The 24,221-nt window shown below is 63.8% G+C and carries 19 protein-coding genes and 2 pseudogenes; 10 read left to right on the plus strand and 11 right to left on the minus strand.

Annotated features, from left to right (window positions below; translation table 11 throughout):
* Positions 1 to 6 precede the first annotated feature (6 nt).
* From LOY51_RS04685 to yaaA, 6 genes are all read right to left on the minus strand, one after another.
* A complete protein-coding gene (locus LOY51_RS04685; RefSeq protein WP_125857513.1) occupies positions 7 to 1,485 on the minus strand; it encodes an alginate export family protein in 1,479 nt (492 codons plus the stop codon).
* The gene (algK, locus tag LOY51_RS04690) at positions 1,482 to 3,020 is read right to left on the minus strand and encodes an alginate biosynthesis TPR repeat lipoprotein AlgK (protein ID WP_374046902.1); all 1,539 of its coding nucleotides are present in this window, start codon (positions 3,018 to 3,020) and stop codon (positions 1,482 to 1,484) included. Before algK ends, LOY51_RS04685 begins: the two co-directional genes overlap by 4 nt.
* Positions 3,021 to 3,027: 7 nt before the next feature.
* The gene (locus LOY51_RS04695; protein ID WP_125857514.1) at positions 3,028 to 4,194 is read right to left on the minus strand and encodes an alginate biosynthesis protein Alg44; all 1,167 of its coding nucleotides are present in this window, start codon (positions 4,192 to 4,194) and stop codon (positions 3,028 to 3,030) included.
* Between the two features lie 36 nt (positions 4,195 to 4,230).
* Complete coding sequence (alg8, locus tag LOY51_RS04700) at positions 4,231 to 5,712, minus strand: mannuronan synthase (protein ID WP_125462673.1); 1,482 nt, start codon at positions 5,710 to 5,712, stop codon at positions 4,231 to 4,233.
* 71 nt (positions 5,713 to 5,783) lie between these two features.
* Positions 5,784 to 7,100, minus strand: coding sequence for a nucleotide sugar dehydrogenase (locus LOY51_RS04705; protein WP_125462674.1), 1,317 nt, complete (start codon positions 7,098 to 7,100; stop codon positions 5,784 to 5,786).
* A gap of 852 nt (positions 7,101 to 7,952) precedes the next feature.
* Positions 7,953 to 8,732 (minus strand): peroxide stress protein YaaA, encoded by a 780-nt coding sequence (yaaA, locus tag LOY51_RS04710; protein ID WP_125857515.1) that lies wholly within the window; start codon positions 8,730 to 8,732, stop codon positions 7,953 to 7,955.
* A gap of 149 nt (positions 8,733 to 8,881) precedes the next feature.
* Between yaaA and LOY51_RS04715 the strand changes: the two genes are divergently transcribed.
* From LOY51_RS04715 to aotJ, 6 genes are all read left to right on the plus strand, one after another.
* Complete coding sequence (locus LOY51_RS04715; protein ID WP_125861249.1) at positions 8,882 to 10,000, plus strand: polysaccharide deacetylase family protein; 1,119 nt, start codon at positions 8,882 to 8,884, stop codon at positions 9,998 to 10,000.
* Positions 10,001 to 10,655: 655 nt separating this feature from the next.
* Positions 10,656 to 12,050, plus strand: a complete 1,395-nt coding sequence (locus LOY51_RS04720; protein WP_110991660.1) for a PhoH family protein — start codon at positions 10,656 to 10,658, stop codon at positions 12,048 to 12,050.
* A gap of 116 nt (positions 12,051 to 12,166) precedes the next feature.
* Positions 12,167 to 12,637, plus strand: coding sequence for a cyclic pyranopterin monophosphate synthase MoaC (moaC, locus tag LOY51_RS04725; RefSeq protein ID WP_125462676.1), 471 nt, complete (start codon positions 12,167 to 12,169; stop codon positions 12,635 to 12,637).
* The gene (locus LOY51_RS04730; RefSeq protein WP_125857517.1) at positions 12,637 to 12,882 is read left to right on the plus strand and encodes a MoaD/ThiS family protein; all 246 of its coding nucleotides are present in this window, start codon (positions 12,637 to 12,639) and stop codon (positions 12,880 to 12,882) included. Before moaC ends, LOY51_RS04730 begins: the two co-directional genes overlap by 1 nt.
* Positions 12,883 to 12,884: 2 nt before the next feature.
* A complete protein-coding gene (gene moaE / locus LOY51_RS04735) occupies positions 12,885 to 13,331 on the plus strand; it encodes a molybdopterin synthase catalytic subunit MoaE (protein ID WP_125462678.1) in 447 nt (148 codons plus the stop codon).
* Positions 13,332 to 13,497: 166 nt separating this feature from the next.
* A complete protein-coding gene (gene aotJ / locus LOY51_RS04740) occupies positions 13,498 to 14,274 on the plus strand; it encodes an L-arginine-binding protein AotJ (RefSeq protein WP_125857518.1) in 777 nt (258 codons plus the stop codon).
* Between the two features lie 29 nt (positions 14,275 to 14,303).
* On the opposite strand, the gene LOY51_RS04745 is transcribed toward aotJ, so the two are convergent.
* The 4 genes and pseudogenes from LOY51_RS04745 to LOY51_RS04760 form a co-directional block, all read right to left on the minus strand.
* Positions 14,304 to 14,930 carry a helix-turn-helix transcriptional regulator gene (locus LOY51_RS04745; RefSeq protein ID WP_125462680.1) on the minus strand — a complete coding sequence of 209 codons (627 nt, stop codon included), beginning with the start codon at positions 14,928 to 14,930 and terminating at the stop codon, positions 14,304 to 14,306.
* An 89-nt stretch (positions 14,931 to 15,019) separates the two neighbouring features.
* The gene (locus LOY51_RS04750; RefSeq protein WP_258644930.1) at positions 15,020 to 15,970 is read right to left on the minus strand and encodes an ornithine cyclodeaminase family protein; all 951 of its coding nucleotides are present in this window, start codon (positions 15,968 to 15,970) and stop codon (positions 15,020 to 15,022) included.
* Positions 15,971 to 16,219: 249 nt separating this feature from the next.
* Complete coding sequence (gene rhlB, locus LOY51_RS04755; protein WP_125857520.1) at positions 16,220 to 17,683, minus strand: ATP-dependent RNA helicase RhlB; 1,464 nt, start codon at positions 17,681 to 17,683, stop codon at positions 16,220 to 16,222.
* A gap of 92 nt (positions 17,684 to 17,775) precedes the next feature.
* Positions 17,776 to 18,434: pseudogene (locus LOY51_RS04760) on the minus strand (alpha/beta hydrolase).
* Between the two features lie 337 nt (positions 18,435 to 18,771).
* Here LOY51_RS04760 and LOY51_RS04765 point away from each other — a divergent pair.
* The 4 genes and pseudogenes from LOY51_RS04765 (at position 18,772) to LOY51_RS04780 (ending at position 22,931) form a co-directional block, all read left to right on the plus strand.
* Positions 18,772 to 19,802, plus strand: a pseudogene (locus LOY51_RS04765) (amino acid ABC transporter substrate-binding protein).
* Between the two features lie 67 nt (positions 19,803 to 19,869).
* Complete coding sequence (locus LOY51_RS04770; protein ID WP_258644932.1) at positions 19,870 to 21,048, plus strand: amino acid ABC transporter permease; 1,179 nt, start codon at positions 19,870 to 19,872, stop codon at positions 21,046 to 21,048.
* Positions 21,049 to 21,058: 10 nt separating this feature from the next.
* Positions 21,059 to 22,156, plus strand: a complete 1,098-nt coding sequence (locus LOY51_RS04775) for an amino acid ABC transporter permease (protein WP_125857523.1) — start codon at positions 21,059 to 21,061, stop codon at positions 22,154 to 22,156.
* Positions 22,157 to 22,166: 10 nt separating this feature from the next.
* Positions 22,167 to 22,931 carry an amino acid ABC transporter ATP-binding protein gene (locus LOY51_RS04780; protein WP_125462688.1) on the plus strand — a complete coding sequence of 255 codons (765 nt, stop codon included), beginning with the start codon at positions 22,167 to 22,169 and terminating at the stop codon, positions 22,929 to 22,931.
* Between the two features lie 123 nt (positions 22,932 to 23,054).
* Here the strand turns inward: LOY51_RS04780 and algW are convergent, their stop codons facing one another.
* On the minus strand, positions 23,055 to 24,215 hold the full coding sequence (gene algW / locus LOY51_RS04785; RefSeq protein WP_125462690.1) for a Do family serine endopeptidase AlgW: 1,161 nt from the start codon (positions 24,213 to 24,215) through the stop codon (positions 23,055 to 23,057).
* Between the last annotated feature and the right edge of the window lie 6 nt (positions 24,216 to 24,221).

Raw genomic sequence — 24,221 nt, forward strand, 5'->3', positions numbered from 1 at the left:
CCGGCCTCAGAAGCGCCAGATCACGTCGACGAAGGCGCGGTGCATGTACGAGTCGGCTTCCTTGCCATAGGCGTCGCCTGGCTTGAACACACCGGCGCGCAGGCGCACCAGCGCCGAAGGCTCGTCGATCGACTGGCTGAGCGAGGCCGGCAGCAGGCCTTGCTTGAAGTACTTGGTCACGACCACGTCCATTTCCTGGCCGAGGTCTTTCTCGCCGTTGACCAGCGGGCGGTTCACGCCGCCGTCGTCGACCACCGCGTTGATGCCGCTGGAGCCGATGTTCTGCTTGCCGTCGACGCGCCAGAACTTGTGGTAGATGAGGCTGGCGTCGTAGTCGTCGCGCAGCTGCCAGGAGGTGAACAGGGTGGCTGCCTGCAGGTTGCCCAGCTCGCCGCGGAAGGCCTCGCCGAAGCGGTGCACGCGCGAGCGGGTGCCGGTGAAGTTGGAGCGGTTGCTCTCAAGGCCGGTCTGCTCGAAGTTGTTCGAGCCGTCGCTGCCCCCGCCGCCGCTGCCTCGGGCGTAGGCCGCGCCGACCTGCCAGTTGGGGTCCAGGCGCAGGCGGATGCCAAGGTCGGTGGCCCAGGCATTGACGTCGCCGCTCTGCTTGCCGGTGGCGACCTGGTCGTTGCCCACTGCCTGGCTGCTGAGGGTGTCGCGGTCGCCGGTCAGCCAGGTGAGGCTGCCCCAGTAGTTGACGGTGTGGTCGTTGCGCCAGTTGTAGGCGTCGCTGTTGGCTTCCAGGCCCAGCCAGGTGAGATCGCCCGTGCGGGTCTTGTCGAGGGCGTCGACGGTTTCGCCGGGGCTCTTCAGGCTGCCGCTGTCGTGGGTGTGGTGGGCGCGCACGCCGACCCAATGGCCGGGCGTCCACTGGGTGGCGACGTTGCCGAAAATGTGCGTGCGGTCCTTGTCTTCCGGGGCCAGCTCGGTGAGGTCGGTGCGGTATTCGCTGAAGCGCTGGGCCACGCCCAGGTCGGCCTTGAGCAGGGTGGTGTCGAAGGTCCAGTTCAGTGCTTCGATGTTGGTGTCGCGCCACATGCCATCGTCGCTGCGCAGGCGCTGGCGGCCCAGGCGCAGTTGCTCGCCGGGGTAGGCGGTGAGGCCGCTGTAGCCGACCCAGAACTCGCGCATGGCCAGGTAGCTTTTGTCCGGCTTGCGGCTGTCGTCGCCATTGTCGGTGGTGCTGCCGTCGTCGTTCTGGCGCAGGGTGTCGGTTTCGATGATGTCGGTGGCGGTGACCGCCTGGCCCATGGCGAAGGCGCTCCAGTTGCCACGCTCGCCGTACACCCAGGGGCGCAGGTCGAGGCCAAGGCCGTTGACGTCGCCGCCTGCGCGGGTGCCCAGGTCGCGGTCGTCCTCGGACTGGCCGGTGATCTTCACATCCAGGCCGAAGTTCTTCTGTGCGGTTTCGGCTGCCAGGGTCGGCATCGACCACAAGAGGGCGAAACTCAGGCCGATGCCGGCTTTCACGAAGGGGTTGAGCGTCATAGCGAATCCTCGGCGTCTACGGCTGTTTCGTCGTCTTGCAGGGCCTCGATGGCCAGGGTGCTGTTGGCGCCCTGGAACAGGCTGCTGCGCGCCTGTTTCTCCTGTGCCAGCAGTTGCTGGGCCTGGCTGCGCTGCTCGGGCGTGAGTTGCTGGTCGAGCTGCTGCAACAGCTCGCTCGACTGCGGTGTGGGGTTGGCCTGCGACAGCTGGGCGAACACCCAGGCATTGGTGGGCGCGGGGCGGATGCCATGGCCTTCGCTGAACAGCTGGGCGAGGGCGTAGTCGGCGCTGTTCTGCCCGCCACGGGCGGCGCTGAGCAGGTGGTCGACGGCTTTCTGCGGCTCTACGCTGCCCAGGTAGCCACGGCGGTAGAGCTGGCCGAGGTAGTAGTCGGCGCTGACTTCACCGGCGTCGGCGGCGGCTTGCAGGTGCTGTTCGGCCTTGGCGGCATCGGCCGGCACGGTCTTGCCTTCGTAGTAGAGGCGGCCCAGCAGCAGCTCGGCGCGCGGCTGTTCGGCTTCGCGGCCCTTGTCGATGTAGGCCAGCAACTGGTCGGTGTCGCCCAGTTCGGGGAAGTCGTAGAGCAGCTGCGCCAGGCTCACCCAGGACGCCGGGTTGGCCGGGGCGACTTGCTCCAGCAGGGCCTTGGCGGTCTTCTCGTCGGTCTGGCCGAGGCTGCGGTCGGCCAGCACGCGGGCGACGCTGTCGACCCGGGTGGCCGGCACCGTGCCACGGGCGTAGGCGGCCTTGAGCTGGTCGAGCAGGGCGGCCTGTTGCTCGGGCTGGGCGCGTTTCTGGTAGACGGTGGCCAGTTCGACGTAGCAGATGTCGGTGGTGGCCAGTGCGGCCTTGCAGATTTTTTCCACCTCGCCCAGGTGCTGGTCGTAGCTGCCCTGGGTGCGGTACAGCAGTACCTGGGCCAGGCCCGCCTCGGGGTTGCCGGCGGCGCGCCACTGGTCGATCTGCTGTTGGGCGTTGACCTTGGGGAAGCTCTGCGGGTACTGCAGGTAGAGCATCGCCAGCGGGATCAGGGTGTTGCCTTCGCCTTGCAGCGCGGCCTGTTTGAGCAGGCGCTCGGCCTCCTCGCGCTCGGCCTGGGTGCTGTCGGGCTTGGCCACCAGCAGGCGGCCAAGGCGGGCCTGGGCGCGGGGCGAGGTGGCGGCTGCCGCGCGGTAAGTGGCCTCGGCCTGCTTGAGCTTGGCCGGTTCGCGGGTGGCCACCTGGATATCGGCCAGGCCCACTTGCGCGTCGCTGTAGCCCAGGTCGGCCAGGGCCTTGTAGTTGCGCTCGGCGGTGGCGGTGTCGCCGCGTTTGAGCGCTTCGTTGGCCAGGCGCTGGTCAGGCAGGCCGGCGCAGCCGGCCAGGGTGATGGCCAGGGCCAGGGTGCATAGCCCGAGGCTGATGCAATCACTGTGGGAGCCGGCTTGCCGGCGATTGGCCAGTGCAGGCGCTACATCCGTTGGGCGAGTGCTGCGCACTCGATCGCCGGCAAGCCGGCTCCCACAGGTATCGGGGTGTCTGCTGGTCATCGGCATGATCCTCTTACAGCCCGCGGGCCACGGCCTTGTCGATCAGCCAGTTCAGCGACGGGCCACGGTCGCTGTTGACTGCGGCCGGGCGGCCGGCAAGTTCGGCCGGTAGGCCGTCGTCGGGCTTGATCTGCACGCGGATATCCGAGGCCAGGTTGTCGGTGTCCAGGCTGGTGCTGCCGACGATGCGGCCGCTACGCACCTCGTCTTCGCCGGCGATCTGGAAGTTGACTCGGGTGCCCGGCTTCACTTCGTCGAACTGGCGGTAGCTGAAGCGCGCTTCGACCATCGGGTTGCTGGTCCGCGGGATCAGCGCGAACACCGGCTGGCCTTTGCTGGCGTACTGGCCGTCATCCACCAGCTGGCGCGACACCACGCAGTCGCACGGGCTGGTGAGGGTGCCGGAAAGCTGCTTGCCGAACAGTTCCTCGACCTTGGCCGGCTCCAGCTGCGCGTCGTCCAGGTGGCCCTTGAGCAGGTCGAGCATGCTGGTGTTGAAGGTCGCCAGCGGTGCGCCCTTGGCCACCGGGGTGCCGTTCTCGACCAGGCTCTGCACGCTGCCGTCACGGGGCATGGTGACGGTGGTGGTGGGGACCGCGACCACGCCGGCTTCGGCATGGCTGACGAAGTACAGGCCGTACAGCGACTTGGCGACGAAACCAAAGGCCACCAGGCCGACCACGAATACGCCGGCGGTGACGGTGACCGCCCGCAGGCGGCCGAAGGCCGAGAGGCCGGAGCCTGTGTTGTTCTGCTTGCGCGCCTTGGTGAAGTTGTCGCGTTGCAGGGTGCTGAGCACGTCGCCGACGCTGATCAGTTCACCGGACAGGTGGCTGGTGATGATGTGGCGCAGGGTGGCGATGTCGCGCGGCTCCAGGTTCTGGAACTCGGTGCCGGTGCGGCCGCTGTCGCGGCTGCTGGTGCGCACCAGCAGCTCGACGTCCATCGACAGCCCCAGGTTGTCGACCACGAACTGCAGGCGCCCGCGCAGCACTTCGCCTTCGGCGAGGGGTTTCTTGGCGTGGAAGGACAGGCCCCCGGCGGAAAGATCGTCCACCTTCACATCGTGCGGCTCGCGGTTGCCGTCCAGGTAGCGCAGCTTGGCGGGGATGCGGACCCGGGCGTGCTGGCGCTGCGCTTCGGACTCATGCACGACATTGACGTTCACGGCGGTATTCATGGCGATTTCGTTCCTGTTATCCGATCCGGGTTGGGCTCACACGACCATGAACAGCACGGCGACGAAGATGCTCGCGGCCGAGAAGGTCATGGTCCGCGAGGACCAGGTGTTGAACCATTGTTGAAAGCTGGCGAGGTCGCGCTTGAGGGCAGTGGGCTGGCGGGTCCAGGACTGCCTGTCGAGGCGGAAGAACACGTAGATCTTCATCAGCGCGCCGACGATCTGGTTGTAATAGAGAATCAGCGGGTAGGCGGGGCCGACGCTGTGGCCCGAGCACAGCAGCATGATCGTCAGGATCAGGCGGGTGATGCCGATCCACAGCAGGTACACCAGCAGGAACTGCAGGCCGAACTTGAAGCTGGCGATCACTGCCACGGTCAGGCCCAGCAGGCTGGTCCACATCGACACGCGCTGGTCGAACAGCACGATGCTGGTGAACAGCCCCAGGCGCTTGAGGCCGAGGCCGAGGGCGCGGGAGTTCTGCCGCAGGTTGTTGCCGTACCAGCGGTACATCAGCTTGCGGCTGGCCTTGACGAAGCTCTTCTCCGGCGGGTGCTCGACCGTGTTGATCGCCGCGTCCGGCACGTAGAAGGTGTCGTAGCCCAGGCGCATCAGGCTGAACCAGCTCGACTTGTCGTCGCCGGTGAGGAACTTGAAGCGGCCCAGGCGCCAGTGCATCAGCGAGTCGCTTTCCACATCGGCGATGAACTCGGGGTCGGTCACTACGCTTGCGCGGAACATCGACATGCGCCCGGTCATGGTCAGCACGCGCTTGGAGAGGGCCATCGAGCACATGTTGATGTGGCGCTGGGCGAAGCGCAGCTTGTGCCACTCGCTCATGATGTAGCCGCCGCGCACTTCGCAGAATTCGTTGGTGGTCAGGCCGCCGACGTTGGGGTAGAGCTTGAACCAGGGCACGGTCTTGCGGACCACGCCCTCGCCGAGCACGGTGTCACCGTCGATCACCGCCACCACGGCGTGGTCGTCGGGCAGCATCCGCGAGATGGCGCGAAAACCGTAGGCCAGGCCGTCGCGCTTGCCGGTGCCGGCGATGCGCACGATGTCCAGGGCGACGTGGGCGGGCGGGTTGTACTTGGCCCACAGGCTCTTCACCAGCAGTTCGTCGGACTTTTCCACCAGCGAGCAGACCACGGTGGTGGGGAAGCCGCAGTCGATCGCCTCGCGGATCACCGAGCTGTACACCTGGGCGGTGGTCAGGGCGTCGATGCGAAAGCTGGTGACCATCAGGTACACGTGCGACGGGTCGGCCGCGGAGCCCAGCTTCTGCACCTTGCGGCGCAGGTAGGGGTAGACGATGTACAGGAAGATCATGCCGCGGATGAAATGGGTGGCGCCCATGGAGTAGCGCCAGATGCCGACAGCACCGACCAGGAAGATGAAGTGCTTCGACTGCGAATCGAAGATATCGCTGGGCAGGGCCAGGGCGATCAGCATGAGCAGGCTCATGTAGAGCAGCCAGCCGGCGCACTGCAACAGCACTGTCTGGAACCTTTGCATGTTCGGCATCCGTCGAGAATTCGGGGGTGGACGGGCGGCGCGCTGGGGAGGGATGCGCCGCCCGGCCGGGGTTACCAGCAGATACCTTCGGTACGGCTGGTGGTGCAGGTTGGCTTGCTCATGAACCCGACCAGGTCGATCACTTGCTTGCCTTCCGGCGCTTGCTGGGCGAGGGCGCGGAACTGCTCGTCACGGTTGCCCAGGACGATGATCTCGGCGTCGTTGACCACCTGCTCGAAGTTGGCGTTGAGCAGCGAGGAAACGTGGGGGATCTTCGACTCGATGTAGTCCTTGTTGGCGCCGTGCACTCGGGCGTACTCGACGTTCTGGTCGTAGATGTCGAGCTGGTAGCCCTTGCCGATCAGGCGCTCGGCCAGTTCGACCAGCGGGCTTTCGCGCAGGTCGTCGGTACCGGCCTTGAAGCTCAGGCCGAGCAGGGCGACCTTGCGCTTGTCGTGGCTTTCGATGATGTCGAAGGCGTTCTGTACCTGGGATTCGTTGCTGCGCATCAGCGAGTCGAGCAGCGGTGCCTTCACATCCAGGCTTGCGGCGCGGTAGGTGAGGGCGCGCACGTCCTTGGGCAGGCACGAGCCGCCGAAGGCGAAGCCCGGGCGCATGTAGTACTGGGACAGGTTGAGCACCTTGTCCTGGCAGACCACGTCCATCACGTCGCGGCCGTCGACGCCCACGGCCTTGGCGATGTTGCCGATCTCGTTGGCGAAGGTGACCTTGGTGGCGTGCCACACGTTGCAGGTGTACTTGATCATCTCGGCCACTTCGATCGGCTTGCGGATCACCGGGGCGTCGAGCTCTTCGTACAGTGCTTGCAGCACGTCGCCGCTGGCGCTGTCCAGTTCGCCGATGACGGTCATCGGTGGCTGGTCGTAGTCCTTGATCGCGGTACTTTCACGCAGGAACTCGGGGTTGACCGCGACGCCGAAGTCGACGCCGGCCTTCTTGCCCGAGCAGTCTTCGAGGATCGGGATCACCACGTTCTTGACGGTGCCCGGCAGCACGGTGCTGCGCACCACGATGGTGTGGCGGCGGCTGGTGTCGCGCAGTACGTAGCCGATTTCGCGGCACACCGACTCGATGTACTCCAGGCCCAGGTCGCCGTTTTTCTTGCTCGGGGTACCGACGCAGATCATCGACACGTCGCTGGCACGGATGGCTTCGGCGAAATCGGTGGTGCCACGCAGGCGGCCATTGGCCACGCCCTGTTGCAGCAGTGCTTCCAGGCCCGGCTCGACGATGGGCGACTTGCCCCGGTTGATCAGGTCGATCTTGGTGCTGGACACGTCCACACCAATTACTTCATGGCCGCGTGCCGACAGGCAACCGGCACAGACTGCACCCACATAACCCAAACCAAAGATGCTGATACGCATCGTATTCACCTCGTGTGTTTATCACGCCAGCCCTTCTTCGAAAGAGCCAGCCGGGTTGATTGACCAGCAGTTTTCGGGCGCACGGCTCCCTGGCGAATTGACACTTCACCGTGCGCAGGCATGAATAAATCCGGAGCGCAGAAAGTTATGCACTCAACGTTGGCAAGCTAAGGCCAGTATTAAAATGGCGTGCCCTGAAATGCAGCCGTCTTTATTGCAGTTCGCCGTATGCGTACTGCTGTGCTTGTTCTTTCAAGTGGATAAATCCTTTGAAATCAACCACTAGGACGTATGTTATGGGCGCTTCTCTCCTGCATGGATAATGGCTTTTGGCACTTCCTGTACCGCCTTTGAAGTTTGTTGGTTGTGCGCGATAGCGGCACTTTGTCATCTGTAAGTCATCTCTCACGCTGCGGCGCTTGAAACTTGTTACGGGTGCTATGAGCCATGCGGCGCGGTAGAAGTTCCTGGCCGGGTTCGGCGCGGATGAAAGATTTCTAAATATTTTTTCAGTGGCAAATACTTTCACTTTGATGGCACGCGCTAGTTTCACCCCCGTCTATAAAGGGCGAAAACCAAGCGGGATGGTTATATGCCAGCATTCGAAAATATTTTTCAAAATTCGTCAAAAAAGTACGAACGGTCTTATGGCGTTTTGCGATAAAGGTATTGGTGGTGGTTTTTTGGCGTCTGTTGTTTGGCGTTTCAGATGGGGAATGTGCCCCGTTGCAGGGCAGCACAGGGGCTGCTTTGCAGCCCTTTCGCGGCACAAGGCCGCTCCTACAGAAACGGCGCGGTCCCTGTAGGAGCGGCCTTGTGCCGCGAAAGGGCCGCGAAGCGGCCCCAAGGCCATCAGCCTTCGGCGTGATCGCGCAGGAACACCAGGTGATCGGGCTTGGACTGCTCGGTGCTGTAGTAGTAGCCCTGCACATCGAAGCGCTTGAGCTGCTCGGGATCGTTGATGCGCTGCTCGATCACGAAGCGGCTCATCATCCCGCGGGCCTTCTTGGCGTAGAAGCTGATGATCTTGTACTGGCCGTTCTTCAGGTCCTTGAAGTCGACATTGATCACCCGCGCCTTCAAGGCGCTCTTCTTCACCGCGCTGAAGTATTCGTTGCTGGCCAGGTTGAGCAACACGTCGTCACCCTGTTCGGCCAGGGCCTGGTTCAGCCACTCGCTGATGCGCGTGCCCCAGAAGGCATACAGGTCCTTGCCGCGGGCATTGGCCAGCTTGGTGCCCATTTCCAGGCGGTAGGGTTGCATCAGGTCCAGCGGGCGCAGCAGGCCGTAGAGGCCGGAGAGCATACGCAGGTGGTCCTGGGCATAGCTGAAGTCGTCTTCGCCGAGGCTTTCGGCGTCCAGGCCGGTGTACACGTCACCCTTGAACGCCAGCAGCGCCTGCTTGGCGTTGGCCGGGGTGAAATCCGGAGTCCAACTGCCGAAGCGCGCGGCATTGAGGCCGGCGAGCTTGTCGGAGAGGTGCATCAGTTCGCTGATCTGGGCCGGCGACAGCTCGCGCAACTGCAGGATCAACGCCTGGGAGTCGTCCAGGTACTGGGGCAGGGTGTAGCGCTGGGTTACCGGCGGGGTGTCGTAGTCGAGGGTCTTGGCGGGGGAAATCACCGTCAGCATCGGGTCGGCTCCTGGAATCAATCGGCGGATTCTACGGGGCTGGCGGGGCAACGCCAAACTATGGCGACGATAGCCTGGGCACATGGCCACGGAGTTTCGCCGGGTGTCGCGCTATAGTGCGCGGCATGCCTTCATGGAGACCGTTCATCGTGCGTATCGCTATTGCCCTGCTGGCCGGGCTGCTGAGCCTGGGCGCGCAGGCCGCCCCTGCAGATTTCGTCAGCTTCGAGCGCAGCCTGTGGCCCGAGAAACTCGACAGCCCGGCGTTGTTCGACGTGGCGTCGCGCGCCGAGATCCTTTCGTTTGCCCGGGTGCTGCATGAAAGCGAGATGCTCGATGAACAGGCATTGGCGGAGCGCCTGGGCTTGCGCCAGGTCAACCTGCCGGTGATCCGTGCGCTGCGGGCGCGCATGTGGCAGCGGCTGTGGACCAATTATCAGCAGGCGCAGCAGAGTTGCGAGCAGGATGCGTCGTTTTGCTATCCGCTGGAGTCAATGGCTGATTTACGCACTAAGTCGGCTACATTCGCCACAGAAGTCGGCAAGTTCTACGCAACTTGGATCGAGCCCAGTCACCAGTTCCACACCCGCTACCTGGACGAGCTGCTGCGCAAGGCGGCGGTGTTCCCGCAGACTTCCAGCGAGGTGGAAAAGCTGTCCGCGCGCGAGCGAAACGGCGATGAGCTCAACGACCGCATGTTCCTCCTCAGCTTCGTCGGCGGCCCCGGCCCAGTGGGCGGCAACACCGATGGCCTGGCCGACTATCTGCGCCGGCAGAAGCTCGACGGCATCTTCTTCGTGCTGGGCAATCGGCTGCAGCAGCGTCGTGACAGTGGGGCGCTGGCCGGGCTGTATGCAGGGCAGTGCGTGGGCATCCAGGGCTGGGAGTACCGCTCCCATGCCCAGTGGCAGGGCTGGCAGGACTCGCTGCGGCGCAGTCAGGCGCGGGTTCAGGCGGACCTGCCAGCGCAATATGTGCCGTTGTTCCGCCCGCCCTATGGGCAGCGGCGTGGGGATGGCGAAGCGTTCATGGCCAGCCAGCGGTTGCGGGTGTCGTTGTGGGATATCGATGCCCAGGATGACGGGCCGTTGACCGCCGAGGCTTCGGCGCAGCGGGTGATGACCTTGATGCTGCTGTGGCGCAAGGGGGTGATCCAGTTCCGTGACCACCTGCCCAAGGCGCAGCCGGCGCTGGAGTGGCTGTTGCAGCATACGGCGCAGAGTGGGATTGGTTGGGAGGGGTGTCGGGAGTATGGGGTGGGGGAGTAGGTTTGGCTGTTGATGGCGTGATGGCGTGATGGCGGCTAGGTGTAGGGCGATGGATTTGCAGCGCCTATGAGATCGAGCGCCGCCCGCGCGGCGCTTCGCGGGTAAACCCGCTCCCACAGTTTGTTTCGGGCCAATTATGCCTGTGAGGGTACCGCTGCCCGCCTTGGCGCATGCCTTGAGTCATGTGGGGCGGCAACAACGCCCACGCTGAAATTGTGTCGAGCCAACAAGGCGGACAAGGTAATGGCACAGAAGAGACTGGCCCAAAACAGACTGTGGGAGCGGGTTTACCCGCGAAGCGCCGCGCGGGCGGCGCTCGATCTCATAGGCGCTGCAATGTCCGAACGGATCACCAAAAAATCCAGCCCAAACACCGCATTTGATCTCTGAGCGTAGTCCTACCCAACCCTCACGCCAAGCCCTGTTCGTCAATCGGAAAAATAAACTTCATCTGTGCGTAAAAAGACTTTTTACCGTCATGGTTTTTGCGGTATCAAGGAACCAGACAGCCGAAACCTGCAGCACAGGTGGCGTCATCCACGCCAGCCTTGCCAGGTGAAATCCCCGCCCGTAACAACGCGGATACGGGGGAAACGGCAGTCACTTTGCGGCGCAGCCGTATGCGCCGTGTGGCTTTCACATAAGGTGACCGAGTATGGATGACCAAGGACGCAACCCTTCCTCCAACCAGCCAATCCTGTATGTGCTCGATACCAACGTCCTGATTCACGACCCTAACGCCCTGCTCAACTTCGAGGAGCACCACGTCGCCTTGCCGATGACGGTGCTGGAGGAACTCGACAAGCTCAAGACCGGTAAACACACCATCGCCGCCGAATGTCGCCAGGCCATCCGCCTGATCGACCAGACCCTGGGCGACGCCTCGCCCAGCGATGTCGAGAAGGGTGTCCCGATCCAGCGCGGCAAGAGCGGGCCCAAGGGCTTCCTGTCCATCCTCATGAGCACGCGCAACGAGCCGAACCGCCTGCTCCCCGAAAACCTTGCCGACAACATCATCATCAACCAGTTGCTGGACCTGCGCGCCAAGCGCCCGGACCTGGACGTGGTGCTGGTCACCAAAGACATCAACATGCGCCTGAAGGCGCGCGCCTGCGGGATTGCCGCCGAGGACTACAGCACCGACCAGCTGGTCGACGACGTGTCCTTGCTGTCCAAGGGCTACCACTCGGTCACCGGCTCCTTCTGGGACCGGGTCAGCAAGGTCGACACCCGTCAGGAGCGGGGCCGCACCTGGCACCGGGTACAGATGATCGACAACCTGCCGGCTGTGCACATCAACGAGTTCATCATCGATGAGCAGGGCTTCGTCGGTTGGGTCAAGGGCATCCGCGACAGCGAACTGCTGCTGCTCGACCTGCACCAGGAGCCGCTGCTGCACCAGGAGGCCTGGGGCCTGAAACCGCGCGACATCCATCAGAGCCTGGCACTGTTCGCCTTGCTCGACCCGGATATCCACCTGGTCAACCTGACCGGCGCCGCCGGTTCCGGCAAGACCATCCTGGCACTGGCCGCGGCCATCGAGCAGACCATGGTCAGCAAGCGCTACCGGCGCATCATCGCCACCCGCAGCGTGCAGGGGCTGGACCAGGAGATCGGCTTCCTGCCGGGCACCGAGGCGGAGAAGATGGAACCTTGGCTGGGCGCCATCACCGACAACCTCGAAGCCTTGCACATGGATGACGAGAGTACCCACGGCAGCGTCGAGTACATCCTCGAAAGGGTCCCGCTGCAGTTCAAGTCGATGAACTACATCCGCGGGCGCAGCTTCCAGCAGAGCCTGATCCTGATCGACGAGTGCCAGAACCTCACCCCGCACCAGATGAAAACCATCATCACCCGTGCCGGTGCAGGTTCCAAGGTGGTCTGCCTGGGCAACCTGGCGCAGATCGACACCCCCTACCTGTCGGCCACCAGTTCCGGGCTGACCTACCTGACCGAACGCTTCAAGGACTTCCCCCACGGCGTGCACATCACCCTGCAGGGGGTGCCGCGCTCGGTACTGGCCGAGTACGCCGAGTCGCATCTGTAACACTTCGCGGGGCAAGTCGCATCGGCATACCGTCGATGCGACTTGCCCCGCGATGCCCTCTGCTCAAACCTGACCCACGGGTTTACACTCTGCTTTCCCTTCACAGGAGCAGAGCTGTGCTGACTCATCTTGATTCCCAGGGGCGCGCCAACATGGTCGACGTCACTGAAAAAGCCGTGACCGCACGCGAGGCGTTGGCCGAGGCGCGGGTGCGCATGTTGCCGGCCACCTTGCGCATGATCGTCGATGGCGAACACCCCAAGGGCGACGTGTTCGCCGTGGCGCGTATCGCTGGCATCCAGGCGGCGAAGAAGACCAGTGACCTGATCCCGCTGTGCCACCCGTTGATGCTCACCAGCGTCAAGGTCGAGCTGGCGGCCGAGGGCGAGGACGTGGTGCATATCGTCGCGCGCTGCAAGCTGGCCGGGCAGACCGGGGTCGAGATGGAAGCGCTGACTGCGGCCAGTGTCGCCGCGTTGACCATTTACGACATGTGCAAGGCGGTGGACAAAGGCATGGTCATCGAGCAGGTGCGCCTGCTGGAGAAGGTCGGCGGCAAGAGCGGCCACTACAAGGTGGAGGGGTGATGAAGGTCAAGGTCATGTATTTCGCCCGCTATCGCGAATTGCTGGGCGTCGATGTCGAGCGGGTGGAGGGCACCTTCAAGGTGCTGGACGATGTGCGCCAGGCCCTGGTGGCCAAGGGCGGGCAGTACGCCGTGCTGGCCGAGCAGAACCTGATGTGCGCGCGCAACGAAGAGCTGTGCAGGCTCGATGAGCCGCTGGAGGAGGGCGACGAAGTCGCGTTCTTCCCGCCGGTGACCGGAGGCTGAGCATGGCCGTACGTGTGCAGGAGACGGCGTTCGACCCGGGGCTTGAGGTCAACGCCATGCACGCCGCCAACGTCGGCGTGGGTGCGGTGGTCGGCTTTGTCGGCTATGTGCGCGATTTCAACGATGGCCAGGACGTGGCGGGGATGTTCCTCGAACACTACCCGGGCATGACCGAGAAGGCCCTGGCCAAGATAGTGGTCGAGGCCGAGCAGCGCTGGCCGCTGCTCAAGGTCGAGGTGTTGCACCGCATCGGTGCGCTGGAGCCGGGCGAGCCGATCGTGTTCGTCGGGGTGGCCAGCGCACACCGCCAGGCGGCATTCGACGCCTGCAATTTCATCATGGATTACCTCAAGACCCGGGCGCCGTTCTGGAAGAAAGAACAGACCGGCGACGGCCCGCGCTGGGTCGAGGGCAAGCAGAGCGATGAGGACGCTGCCCGGCGCTGGTGAGTCAGCTTTTTCGGGGCGTGCATTTCGTCTCGGAGGTGGTTGAGTTTCAAGACACAAAAGTCCAGTATGGAATCATAAGTACAAAATGATTCCATACGGCCTTGCGGCCTTTGTCTTTACCTCTGTCTTGCACCACAACCTCCAATAATGAGCGAGCGAGATTCCGATGAAGAAAATCACCCTGATCAGTGGTCTGGCCTTGGGCCTGTTGGCCGGCAGCAATCTGTTCGCCGCCGAGCCGGTGCTGCGTATTGGCATCGAGGCTGCCTACCCGCCGTTTGCCTCGAAGAACGACAAGGGCGAAATCGTCGGTTTCGACTATGACATCGGCAACGCCCTGTGCGCGCAGCTGAAGGTCAAGTGCGTGTGGAACGAGGTCGAGTTCGACGGGCTGATCCCGTCGCTGAAGGTGAAGAAGATCGACGCCGCCCTGTCGTCGATGACCATCACCGACGAGCGCAAGAAGTCCGTGGATTTCACCCACAAGTACTACTTCACCTCGTCACGGCTGGTGATGAAGAAGGGCGCGGCGGTCGATGACCAGTACCAGAGCCTGGTCGGCAAGACCATCGGTGTGCAGCGCGCTACCACCACCGACCGCTACGCCACCGAGGTGCTCGAGCCCAAGGGCGTCAAGGTCAAGCGCTATAGCAACAACGAAGAGATCTACATGGACCTGGCATCGGGGCGGGTGGATGCGATCTTCGCCGACACCATCCCGCTGGATGACTTCCTGTCGATGCCCCGCGGCGCCGACTACGCCTTCGTCGGCCCGGAGCTGAAGGACCCGAAATACGTTGGCGAAGGTGCCGGCATTGCCGTGCGCAAGGGCAACGGCGAGTTGGTCAGCCAGCTCAACGGCGCCATCGACGCACTACGGGCCAGTGGCGAGTACCAGAAGATCCAGGGCAAGTACTTCAAGTCGGACATCTACGGCGACTGAGCCGCTCTGGGTTCAAGGCCTGAGCCGTTTCAGGCCTTGAGCTCCTTCAGGTGCTTGTACACCGTCGCCCGCCCCATCCCCAGCACATTGGCCACGTAGTTGGCCGCACTCTTGCCTTTGAACGCGCCCTCGGCATGCAGGGCCAGCACCAGCTCGCGCTTGTGGTCGCGGTTGAGCACGCTCAGGCTCAGCTGGTGCTCGCGCAGCCAGCCATTGAGGAAGGTGTTGATGCGCTCCTGCCAGTCGTCGCGGAACAGCGCATCGGGCTGAGGAATCAGCCGGCTCGGCGAGAGGAACAGGTCCAGCGCCGCCCGGGCGTTTTCGAACAGCGAGATATTCAGGTTGATGCACAGCACCGCCAGCGGCTTGCCTGCACTGTCGCGCAGCACGGTGCTCAGCGAACGGATCTTCTGCCCGTCCCAGTTGAGCTTCTCGTAGGGGCCGATGTTGGTTTCGTCGGTGCCGGGCTCAAGCAGGTCTTCCAGGGCGGCATCGTCGCCGATCTCGCGTTTGGACAGGTTGTTGGCGATGTAGTCGATTTTCTGGCTGCGCAGGTCGTGCAGCACCACCTCGGCATGGGGGAAGAACAGGGTGGCGATCGCGTCGGCGATGGCCCGGTAGTTGTCCAGGGCCGGGTCGGGGCTAGGTGAAGGCATCGGGGCAGGCTCCATGGGGTATCAGCGCCCTTGTGCCAAGGGCGCTGGGAGTGTGCCGCAATCACGGCGGCGCGTCATCCGTGCGGGCCTCAGCTGGCCTGTTGCAGGCGATACAGGGCATTGGCCAGGGCGATGTCCTCCAGGCCAAGGCCAATGGAGCGGAAGAAGGCGTGGCGCTGGTAGCTCGGCACGGGCGCCTGGCCGCTGAGCAGTTGCGCAAGGTCGCCGATGATCGCCTCGGGCCGCCAGCCGGTCTGCTCGGCGGCGATTAGCATTTCGCCGGCGCTGCCTGGGGTGGTTACCCGGTAATCGCAGTACACATCCATATGCTGCAGGCTGGCCGGGGGCACCTCATGGGCACGCACGGCATTGGTGCTGATCGAGGTGATCAGTGCCGGCTTGCTCAACTGGCCGGGGTCGATCACCGGGCCGGCCGAGGAGGTGCACAGCATGATCACGTCGGCATCGACCAGCGCCTGCTCCAGGCTGTCGGCCAGTTGCAGGCGATCGTCCAGGTCAGTCAGTTGCTGGCGTTGCGCGGCGCTTTGCTTGGCGAGGCTTGGCGAGAACAGGCGGATGTCCTGCCATTGGCGAAGGCCGCGCACGTAGTGCAGGTGGGCGCGGGCAATGGCGCCGCTGCCGATCACGGTCAGGCGCCGGGCCAGGGGGGGGGCCAGGGCGTCGACGGCCACGGCGGTGGTGGCGGCGGTGCGCGCGGTGGTCAGCTCGCCGGCATCGCACAGCAGCAGCGGCTGGCCGCTGTCCATCGACATCAGCAGGGTCCAGGCCGTTACCAGTGGGCCCTGCTCGCGGACGATGTAGGGTGAAGTCTTGATCCCGTAGACGCGTTCCTCGGTCAGCACCCCGCCATAGTTGATGAAGTCGCCGCGCCCGGCGGGGAACTCCACCAGTTGCTGAGGGGGCTGTACCGCTTCGCCTGCGGCCAGGTCGCGGAACAGCTTGCGCAGGATCTGCGGCACGTCCAACTGGCCGAGCAGGTGGTGGGCGTGTTGTTGATCGATGACGAGGGGCGTGGGCATGGACGGCTCCTGATAAACAATTTCGTCCATTATGGACTTTTTGTTCTATGGAGCAATATCGCGGGTACGGACAGCGCGGTCAAGCAAAGCAATTGGGGCCGCCCTGCGGCCCTTCGCGGGGCAAGCCCGCTCCCACAGGTACTGCGCATCTCTCAAGAATTGCGCGATTCCTGTAGGAGCGGGCTTGACCCGCGAAGGGCTGCAGAGCAGCCCCAACAAATGTGACAGTGCAGCGAGTTGCGCTCTGCCTCAGTGCCCTTTGCGCGGCACCGGCTTGAGCAGCTCGTCCGGGGGCATTTCGCACTTGATCTTGCGCCCCAGCAGTTCCTCGATCGCCGGCAACTGGTAGGAGTCGTCCTCACCGGCGAAGCTGATCGACACACCCTCGGCACCCGCGCGGCCAGTCCGGCCAATGCGGTGCACGTAGTCGTCCGGGTCTTCCGGCAGGGTGAAGTTGATCACATGGCTGATGCCGTCGATGTGGATGCCACGGCCGGCCACATCGGTGGCCACCAGCACGGTGATGCGCCCTTCGCGGAAGTTTTCCAGGGTACGTATGCGCTTGTGCTGCGGGACGTCGCCGGAAAGCTGGGCGGCGTTGATGCCGTCGCGCACCAGTTTTTCCTCGATGCGCCGCACTTCATCCTTGCGGTTGGCGAACACCATCACCCGTTCCCATTTGTGCTGGGTGACCAGGTTGTACAACAGCTTGTACTTGTCGCTGCCGGCTACCGCGTAGACGTGCTGCTCGACGGTTTCGCTGGCGACGTTCTCCGGCTCGATCTCGACGATGGCCGGGTTGGTGGTCCACTGCTTGGCCAGGTTCATCACGTCGTCGGTGAAGGTGGCGGAGAACAGCAGGGTCTGGCGCTCGCTCTTCGGCGGGGTCTGGCGGATGATCTGCCGTACCTGGGGGATGAAGCCCATGTCGAGCATGCGGTCGGCTTCGTCCAGCACCATCACCTCGACCATGTCCAGGTGCACTTCGCCACGCTGCTGGAAGTCCAGCAGGCGGCCCGGAGTGGCCACCAGGATGTCGCAGTGGCGGGCCTCGAGGGCCTTGAGCTGCTTGTCGAAGTCCATGCCGCCGACGAAGCTCATCACGTTCAGGCCGCTGTACTTGGTCAGGGCCACGGCGTCCTTGGCGATCTGCACCACCAGCTCGCGGGTCGGGGCGATGATCAGCGCGCGCGGTTCGCCCATGTAGCGCTCTTTGGGCGGCGGGGTCTGCTGAAGCTGCGAGATGATCGAGATCAGGAACGCGGCGGTCTTGCCGGTGCCGGTCTGGGCCCGACCAATGGCGTCCTGGCCACGCAGGGTGTAGCCCAGTACGCCGGCCTGGATCGGCGTGCAATACGGGAAACCGAGGTCGTGGATGGCGTGCATCAGCTCGTTGGAGAGCTTGAAATCGTGGAAGCGGGTCTTGCCTTCCTGCGGCTCGACTACGAAGTCTTCGGGCTTCCACAGGCTGGCCTGGGGTTTGGGCTTGCGCTCGCGCCGCGGCTTTGGCGTGGCGGGCTGCTGCGTGGGGGCGGGCTCGGTGGCTGGCTTGTCGGCGGCGGCCGGCGCGGCTTTGGGCTTGGCGCTGGCGCGCGGCGCTGTATTTTCTGCGGCCGGTTGCGGTGCCGGCGCTGGCGGGGTCACGGCGACGGGCTCGGCGGCTGGCGGCGCGGCGTCTCCCTTGGCGAATATTTTCTTGAGTGCCTTGAGCACGATCGTCTCGTCAATTGATTAAGGAATGTACGCCGGGCAGTGTAATGCAAGAATCGGGCGCGGCGTAGTGCAATGCTCGGGCGGCTACAGGCTCACTGCAACTGGCGGCTCAGCCAGTCGTGGATATCGTTCAGCTCGGCAACCGCCACCTCGTGTTCCATCGGGTATTCGTGCCATTGCGCGGCCACACCCCAGGTATTGAGGTACTCGAACGCCGTGCGGCCCATCGATGGGATCACTACCGGGTCATGCACGCCGTGCAGGCACAGCGCGGGGCGTGCGCTGCTGGCAGGCGCTCAGTTGCTGGCTGTCGGTGAAGGTCGGGGCGTAGGTGGACAGGGCGATCACCCCGCCCAGGGCTTCCTGCCACTTTATATAGGCGGTGTGCAGCACCACGGCGCCACCCTGGGAAAAAGCCCGCCAGGATGATCCGCGACAGGTTGATGCCCTTGGCCTGTTCGGCCTTGATCAGCGCGATGATCTGCCCGGCCGACTCCTCAAGCTGCGCTTCGTCGATGGCCCGTGCCGGGGTCATGGCCTTGATGTCGTACCAGCTGGGCATTTCATAGCCGCCGTTGATGGTCACCGGGCGGGTAGGGGCCTGGGGCATGACGAAGCGGGTGCTGAGCAGTCGCTCCTGGAGAAACTCGGCCACCGGTAGGAAGTCGTAACGGTCGGCCCCCAGGCCGTGCAACCAGATCACACAGGCGTCGGCGGTGTTCTGGGGTTCGAGAATCAGCGGGTTGGTCATGACTGCTCCGAAAAAGTGCGTGCGTACGTAATGAGTGCGTAAAAAGAAGGCGATGGAGGTTAATGCCAGAAAAAGATGTCGCAACTCTACAACTTTTCCTACTTGACGCCCGCTTAATCGCTTAAGCCAGCAACTGTGGTACGCCCTTTGCTATGACCTTGTCATGCGAAGGAGTGGGCCAGTCACGGTAACACCCCTCGTGTGGATATAAAGGCTGTCATAGAACAGCTCATTGCGCCAATTGACCCAAAAAACAAGCCAACACGGGGTCGGATGCGCCTCATAAGGGTGCGGTGCAATTCCGGCTCGTACAACAAGAGCGATTTGGAGGTTGTTGATGAAGATGTTGAAAACCACCCTGGCAGTCCTGACCGCCGCCGCTGCGCTGGGCGCCACCAGCTTCGCCCAGGCCGGCGCTACCCTCGATGCGGTGAATAAGAAGGGCTTCGTCCAGTGTGGCGTGAGCGATGGTCTCCCAGGTTTCTCGGTCCCTGACGCCAAAGGCAAACATCGTCGGTATCGATGCCGATGTCTGCCGCGCCGTGGCCGCCGCCGTGTTCGGCGACGCCAAGAAGGTCAAGTTCAGCCAGCTCAACGCCAAGGAACGCTTCACTGCGCTGCAGTCCGGCGAAGTCGACGTGCTGTCGCGCAACACCACCTGGACCAGCTCGCGCGATGCCGGCATGGGCCTGGTGTTCGCCGGCGTCACCTACTACGACGGCATCGGCTTCCTGGTGAACAAGAAGCTCGGCGTTTCCAGCGCCAAGGAGCTCGACGGCGCCACCATCTGCATCCAGGCCGGTACCACCACCGAGCTGAACGTCTCCGACTACTTCCGCGCCAATGGCCTGAAGTACACCCCGATCACCTTCGACACCTCCGACGAGAGCGCCAAGTCGCTGGAGTCGGGCCGTTGCGACGTGCTGACCTCCGACAAGTCGCAGCTCTACGCACAGCGCTCCAAGCTGGCCGCGCCGACCGACTACGTGGTACTGCCGGAAAACCATCTCCAAGGAGCCGCTGGGCCCGGTGGTGCGCAAAGGCGACGAAGAGTGGTTCAGCATCGTCAAGTGGACCCTGTTCGCCATGCTCAATGCCGAAGAGATGGGCATCACCTCGAAGAACGTCGAGGCCGAAGCCAAGGCCACCAAGAACCCTGACGTCGCCCGTATGCTCGGCGCCGACGGTGAGTACGGCAAGGACCTGAAGCTGCCGAAGGACTGGGTGGTACAGATCGTCAAGCAGGTCGGCAACTACGGTGAAGTGTTCGAGAAGAACCTGGGCAAGGAAACCCCGCTGCAGATCGACCGCGGCCTGAACGCCCTGTGGAACAACGGCGGCATCCAGTACGCACCGCCAGTGCGCTGATGCCTGCACCCTGCGGCGGCATCCAGCCGCCGCAGGTCGTTCGACTCCCTTCTTTTCGGGGCACTTCATGCAAAATCAAATCGGCGCACGGAAAGGGATTTCCCTTAGTGATCCACGTGTGCGCGCGTGGCTGTTCCAGATCGTCACGGTGGTCTTCGTGGCCGGCCTGGGCTGGTACCTGTTCCACAACACCCAGACCAACCTGCAGCACCGGGGCATCACCTCAGGCTTCGACTTCCTCGAGCGCAGTGCCGGCTTCGGCATTGCCCAGCACCTGATCCCCTATGTGGAATCGGACAGCTATGCCCGGGTGTTCGTCATCGGCCTGCTCAATACCCTGCTGGTGACCTTCATCGGCATCATCCTGGCGACGCTGCTGGGCTTCATCATCGGCGTGGCACGGCTATCGCAGAACTGGATGATCAACAAGCTGGCGACGGTGTACGTGGAGACCTTCCGCAACATCCCGCCGCTGCTGCAGATCCTGTTCTGGTACTTCGCGGTGTTCCTCACCCTTCCGGGGCCGCGGGGCAGCATCAATATCGACGACACCTTCTTCATCAGCAACCGTGGCCTGAACATGCCCGGTGCCTCGATGGCCGAGGGCTTCTGGCCGTTCGCGGCGGCGCTGGTGCTGGCAATCGTCGCCATCGTGCTGATGGTGCGCCATGCCAACAAGCGCTTCGACGAGACCGGCCAGCCGTTCCACAAGTTCTGGGTCGGCCTGCTGCTGCTGGTCGGCATCCCTGGTGTTTGCGCGCTGCTGTTCGGCAGCCCGGTGCACTGGGAAGTGCCGCAGCTCAAGGGCTTCAACTTCGTCGGTGGCTGGGTGCTGATCCCCGAGCTGCTGGCGTTGACCCTGGCGCTGACGATCTATACCGCAGCGTTCATCGCTGAAATCGTGCGCTCCGGCATTCGCTCGGTCAGCCATGGCCAGACCGAAGCGGCCCGCTCGCTCGGCCTGCGCGAAGGCCCGACGCTGCGCAAGGTGATCATCCCCCAGGCGCTGCGGGTGATCATTCCGCCGCTGACCAGCCAGTACCTGAACCTGGCGAAGAACTCGTCGCTGGCTGCCGGCATCGGCTACCCGGAGATGGTCTCGCTGTTCGCCGGTACCGTGCTCAACCAGACCGGCCAGGCCATCGAGGTGATCGCCATCACCATGAGCGTCTATCTCGCCATCAGCATCAGCATTTCGCTGTTGATGAACTGGTACAACAAGCGCATTGCGCTGATCGAACGGTGAGGGTACTTCCGTGACAGCTCATGTTTTCAAACCTGACATGCCGCCACCGGTGAAGACCATCGGCGTGCTCGCCTGGATGCGGGCCAACCTGTTCTCCAGCTGGCTGAACACCTTGCTGACGCTGTTCGCCCTGTACCTGGTGTGGCTGATCGTGCCGCCCTTGCTGCAATGGGCGTTCATCGATGCCAACTGGGTCGGCACCACCCGTGCCGACTGCACCAAGGACGGCGCCTGCTGGGTGTTCATCCAGCAGCGTTTCGGCCAGTTCATGTATGGCTACTACCCCAGCGAGCTGCGCTGGCGCGTCGACTTGACCGTCTGGCTCGCGGTGCTCGGCGCCGCACCGTTGTTCATCAAGCGCTTCCCACGCAAGGCCGTGTACGGGCTGGGCTTCCTGATGCTGTACCCGGTGCTGGCCTACACCCTGCTGCATGGCGGCTACCTGGGCCTGGCCAACGTACCCACCAACCAGTGGGGCGGCCTGATGCTCACCCTGGTGATCGCCACGGTCGGCATCGTCGGTGCGCTGCCGCTGGGTATCCTGCTGGCCCTGGGGCGCCGTTCGAACATGCCGGCGGTCAAGGTGGTCTGTGTCACCTTCATCGAGTTCTGGCGCGGCGTGCCGCTGATCACCGTGTTGTTCATGTCCTCGGTGATGCTGCCGCTGTTCTTGCCCGAGGGCATGAGCTTCGACAAGCTGCTGCGGGCGATGATCGGCGTGATCCTGTTCCAGTCGGCGTACATCGCCGAGGTGGTGCGCGGTGGTCTGCAGGCCATCCCCAAGGGCCAGTACGAAGCTGCCGCGGCCATGGGCCTGGGTTACTGGCGGGCGATGGGTCTGGTGATCCTGCCCCAGGCGCTCAAGCTGGTGATCCCCGGCATCGTCAACACCTTCATTGCCCTGTTCAAGGACACCAGCCTGGTGATCATCATCGGCCTGTTCGACTTGCTCAACAGCGTCAAGCAGGCGGCTGCCGACCCTGCCTGGCTGGGCATGGCGACCGAGGGCTACGTGTTCGCCGCCCTGGTGTTCTGGATTTTCTGTTTCGGTATGTCCCGCTACTCCATGCACCTGGAGCGCAAGCTGGACACTGGCCACAAGCGTTAGGAGTTTCAAAATGAGTGAAGCGATCAAGCAGCCTGCCGGCCCCGAAGGCATCATCCAGATGCAGGGCGTGAACAAGTGGTACGGCCAGTTCCATGTGCTCAAGGACATCAACCTGAACGTGCGCCAGGGTGAGCGCATCGTGTTGTGCGGGCCGTCCGGCTCGGGCAAGTCGACCACCATCCGCTGCCTCAACCGCCTGGAAGAGCACCAGCAGGGGCGCATTGTCGTCGACGGTGTGGAGCTGACCAACGACCTCAAGCAGATCGAGGCGATCCGCCGCGAGGTGGGCATGGTGTTCCAGCACTTCAACCTGTTCCCGCACCTGAGCATCCTCGAGAACTGCACCCTGGCGCCCATGTGGGTACGCAAGATGCCGCGGCGCAAGGCCGAGGAAATCGCCATGCACTACCTGGAGCGCGTGCGTATTCCAGAGCAGGCGCACAAGTATCCGGGGCAGTTGTCCGGTGGTCAGCAGCAGCGCGTGGCGATTGCCCGGGCGCTGTGCATGAAGCCGAAGATCATGCTGTTCGACGAACCGACATCGGCGCTGGACCCGGAGATGGTGAAAGAAGTGCTCGACACCATGGTCAGCCTGGCCGAGGACGGCATGACCATGCTCTGCGTGACCCACGAGATGGGCTTTGCCCGCACCGTGGCGAACCGGGTGATCTTCATGGACAAGGGCGAGATCGTCGAGCAGGCGGCGCCGGACGAGTTCTTCGACCGGCCGCGCAGTGACCGGACCAAGTTGTTCTTGAGCCAGATCCTGCATTGATGCAGTTGGGGCCGCTTCGCGGCCCTTTCGCCGGCAAGCCGGCTCCCACAGGGAACCAACCTCAACGCTGTGGGAGCCGGCTTGCCGGCGAAAGGGCTGCGCAGCAGCCCCCGTCGAGCGAACTCAGTTCTCTTCTTTTGCGGCCACCGGCGCCGGTGGTGGCCGCAGCCCCACCTCGGCGATCAGCTTCAGTTGCTGACCATTGCGCACCACTTCGATGGTGATCTTCTCGGTAGGCTTGATTCGCGCCACCTGGTTCATCGACTTGCGGCCATCGCCGGCCGGCTCGCCGTTGATGCTGAGGATCACATCCCCCAACTGCAGCCCCGCACGTGCCGCCGGGCCATCGCGGAAAATCCCCGCCACGACAATGCCCGGGCGCCCCTGCATGCCGAACGACTCGGCCAGCTCCTGGCTCAGCGGCTGCACTTCGATGCCCAGCCAGCCACGGATCACCTGGCCGTGCTCGACGATCGATTTCATCACCTCCAGCGCCAGCTTGACCGGAATGGCGAAGCCGATGCCTTGCGAGCCGCCGGACTTGGAGAAAATTGCCGTGTTGATGCCCACCAGGTTGCCGTTGGCATCGACCAGCGCGCCGCCAGAGTTGCCCGGGTTGATCGCCGCGTCGGTCTGGATGAAGTCTTCGTAGTTGTTCAGGCCCAGCTGGTTGCGGCCGGTGGCGCTGATGATGCCCATGGTCACGGTCTGACCGACGCCGAAGGGGTTGCCGATGGCCAGGGTGACGTCGCCGATGTGGATGTTGTCCGAACGGCCGATGGTGATCGCCGGCAGGTTCTTGAGGTCGATCTTCAGTACCGCGAGGTCGGTTTCCGGGTCACTGCCGATGACCCGGGCCAGGGTTTCGCGGCCATCCTTGAGCGCCACGACGATCTGGTCGGCACCACTGGTGACGTGGTTGTTGGTCAGCAGGTAGCCCTCGGGGCTCATGATCACCGCCGAACCCAGGCTCGACTCCCAGCGCCGCTGCTTGGGCAGGTTGTCGCCGAAGAAGCGCCGGAACTGCGGGTCTTCGAACAGCGGGTGGGCGCTCTTGTTGACCACCTTGGTGGTGTACAGGTTGACCACCGCCGGGGCGGCCAGGGTCACGGCATCGGCATAGGAGACCGGGCCCTGCATGATCCGGGTAGTCTGCGGGGCCTGCTGCAGGTTGACGTCCTGGCTGGGCAGGCCGACCCATTGCGGGAAACGCTGGATAACCAGCAAGGCGATCAATACGCCGGTGAGCAGGGGCCAGCCGAAATAACGCAGAGCCTTGAGCATGAATCA

This window comes from Pseudomonas sichuanensis (assembly GCF_024749065.1).
GTDB lineage: Bacteria > Pseudomonadota > Gammaproteobacteria > Pseudomonadales > Pseudomonadaceae > Aquipseudomonas > Aquipseudomonas sichuanensis.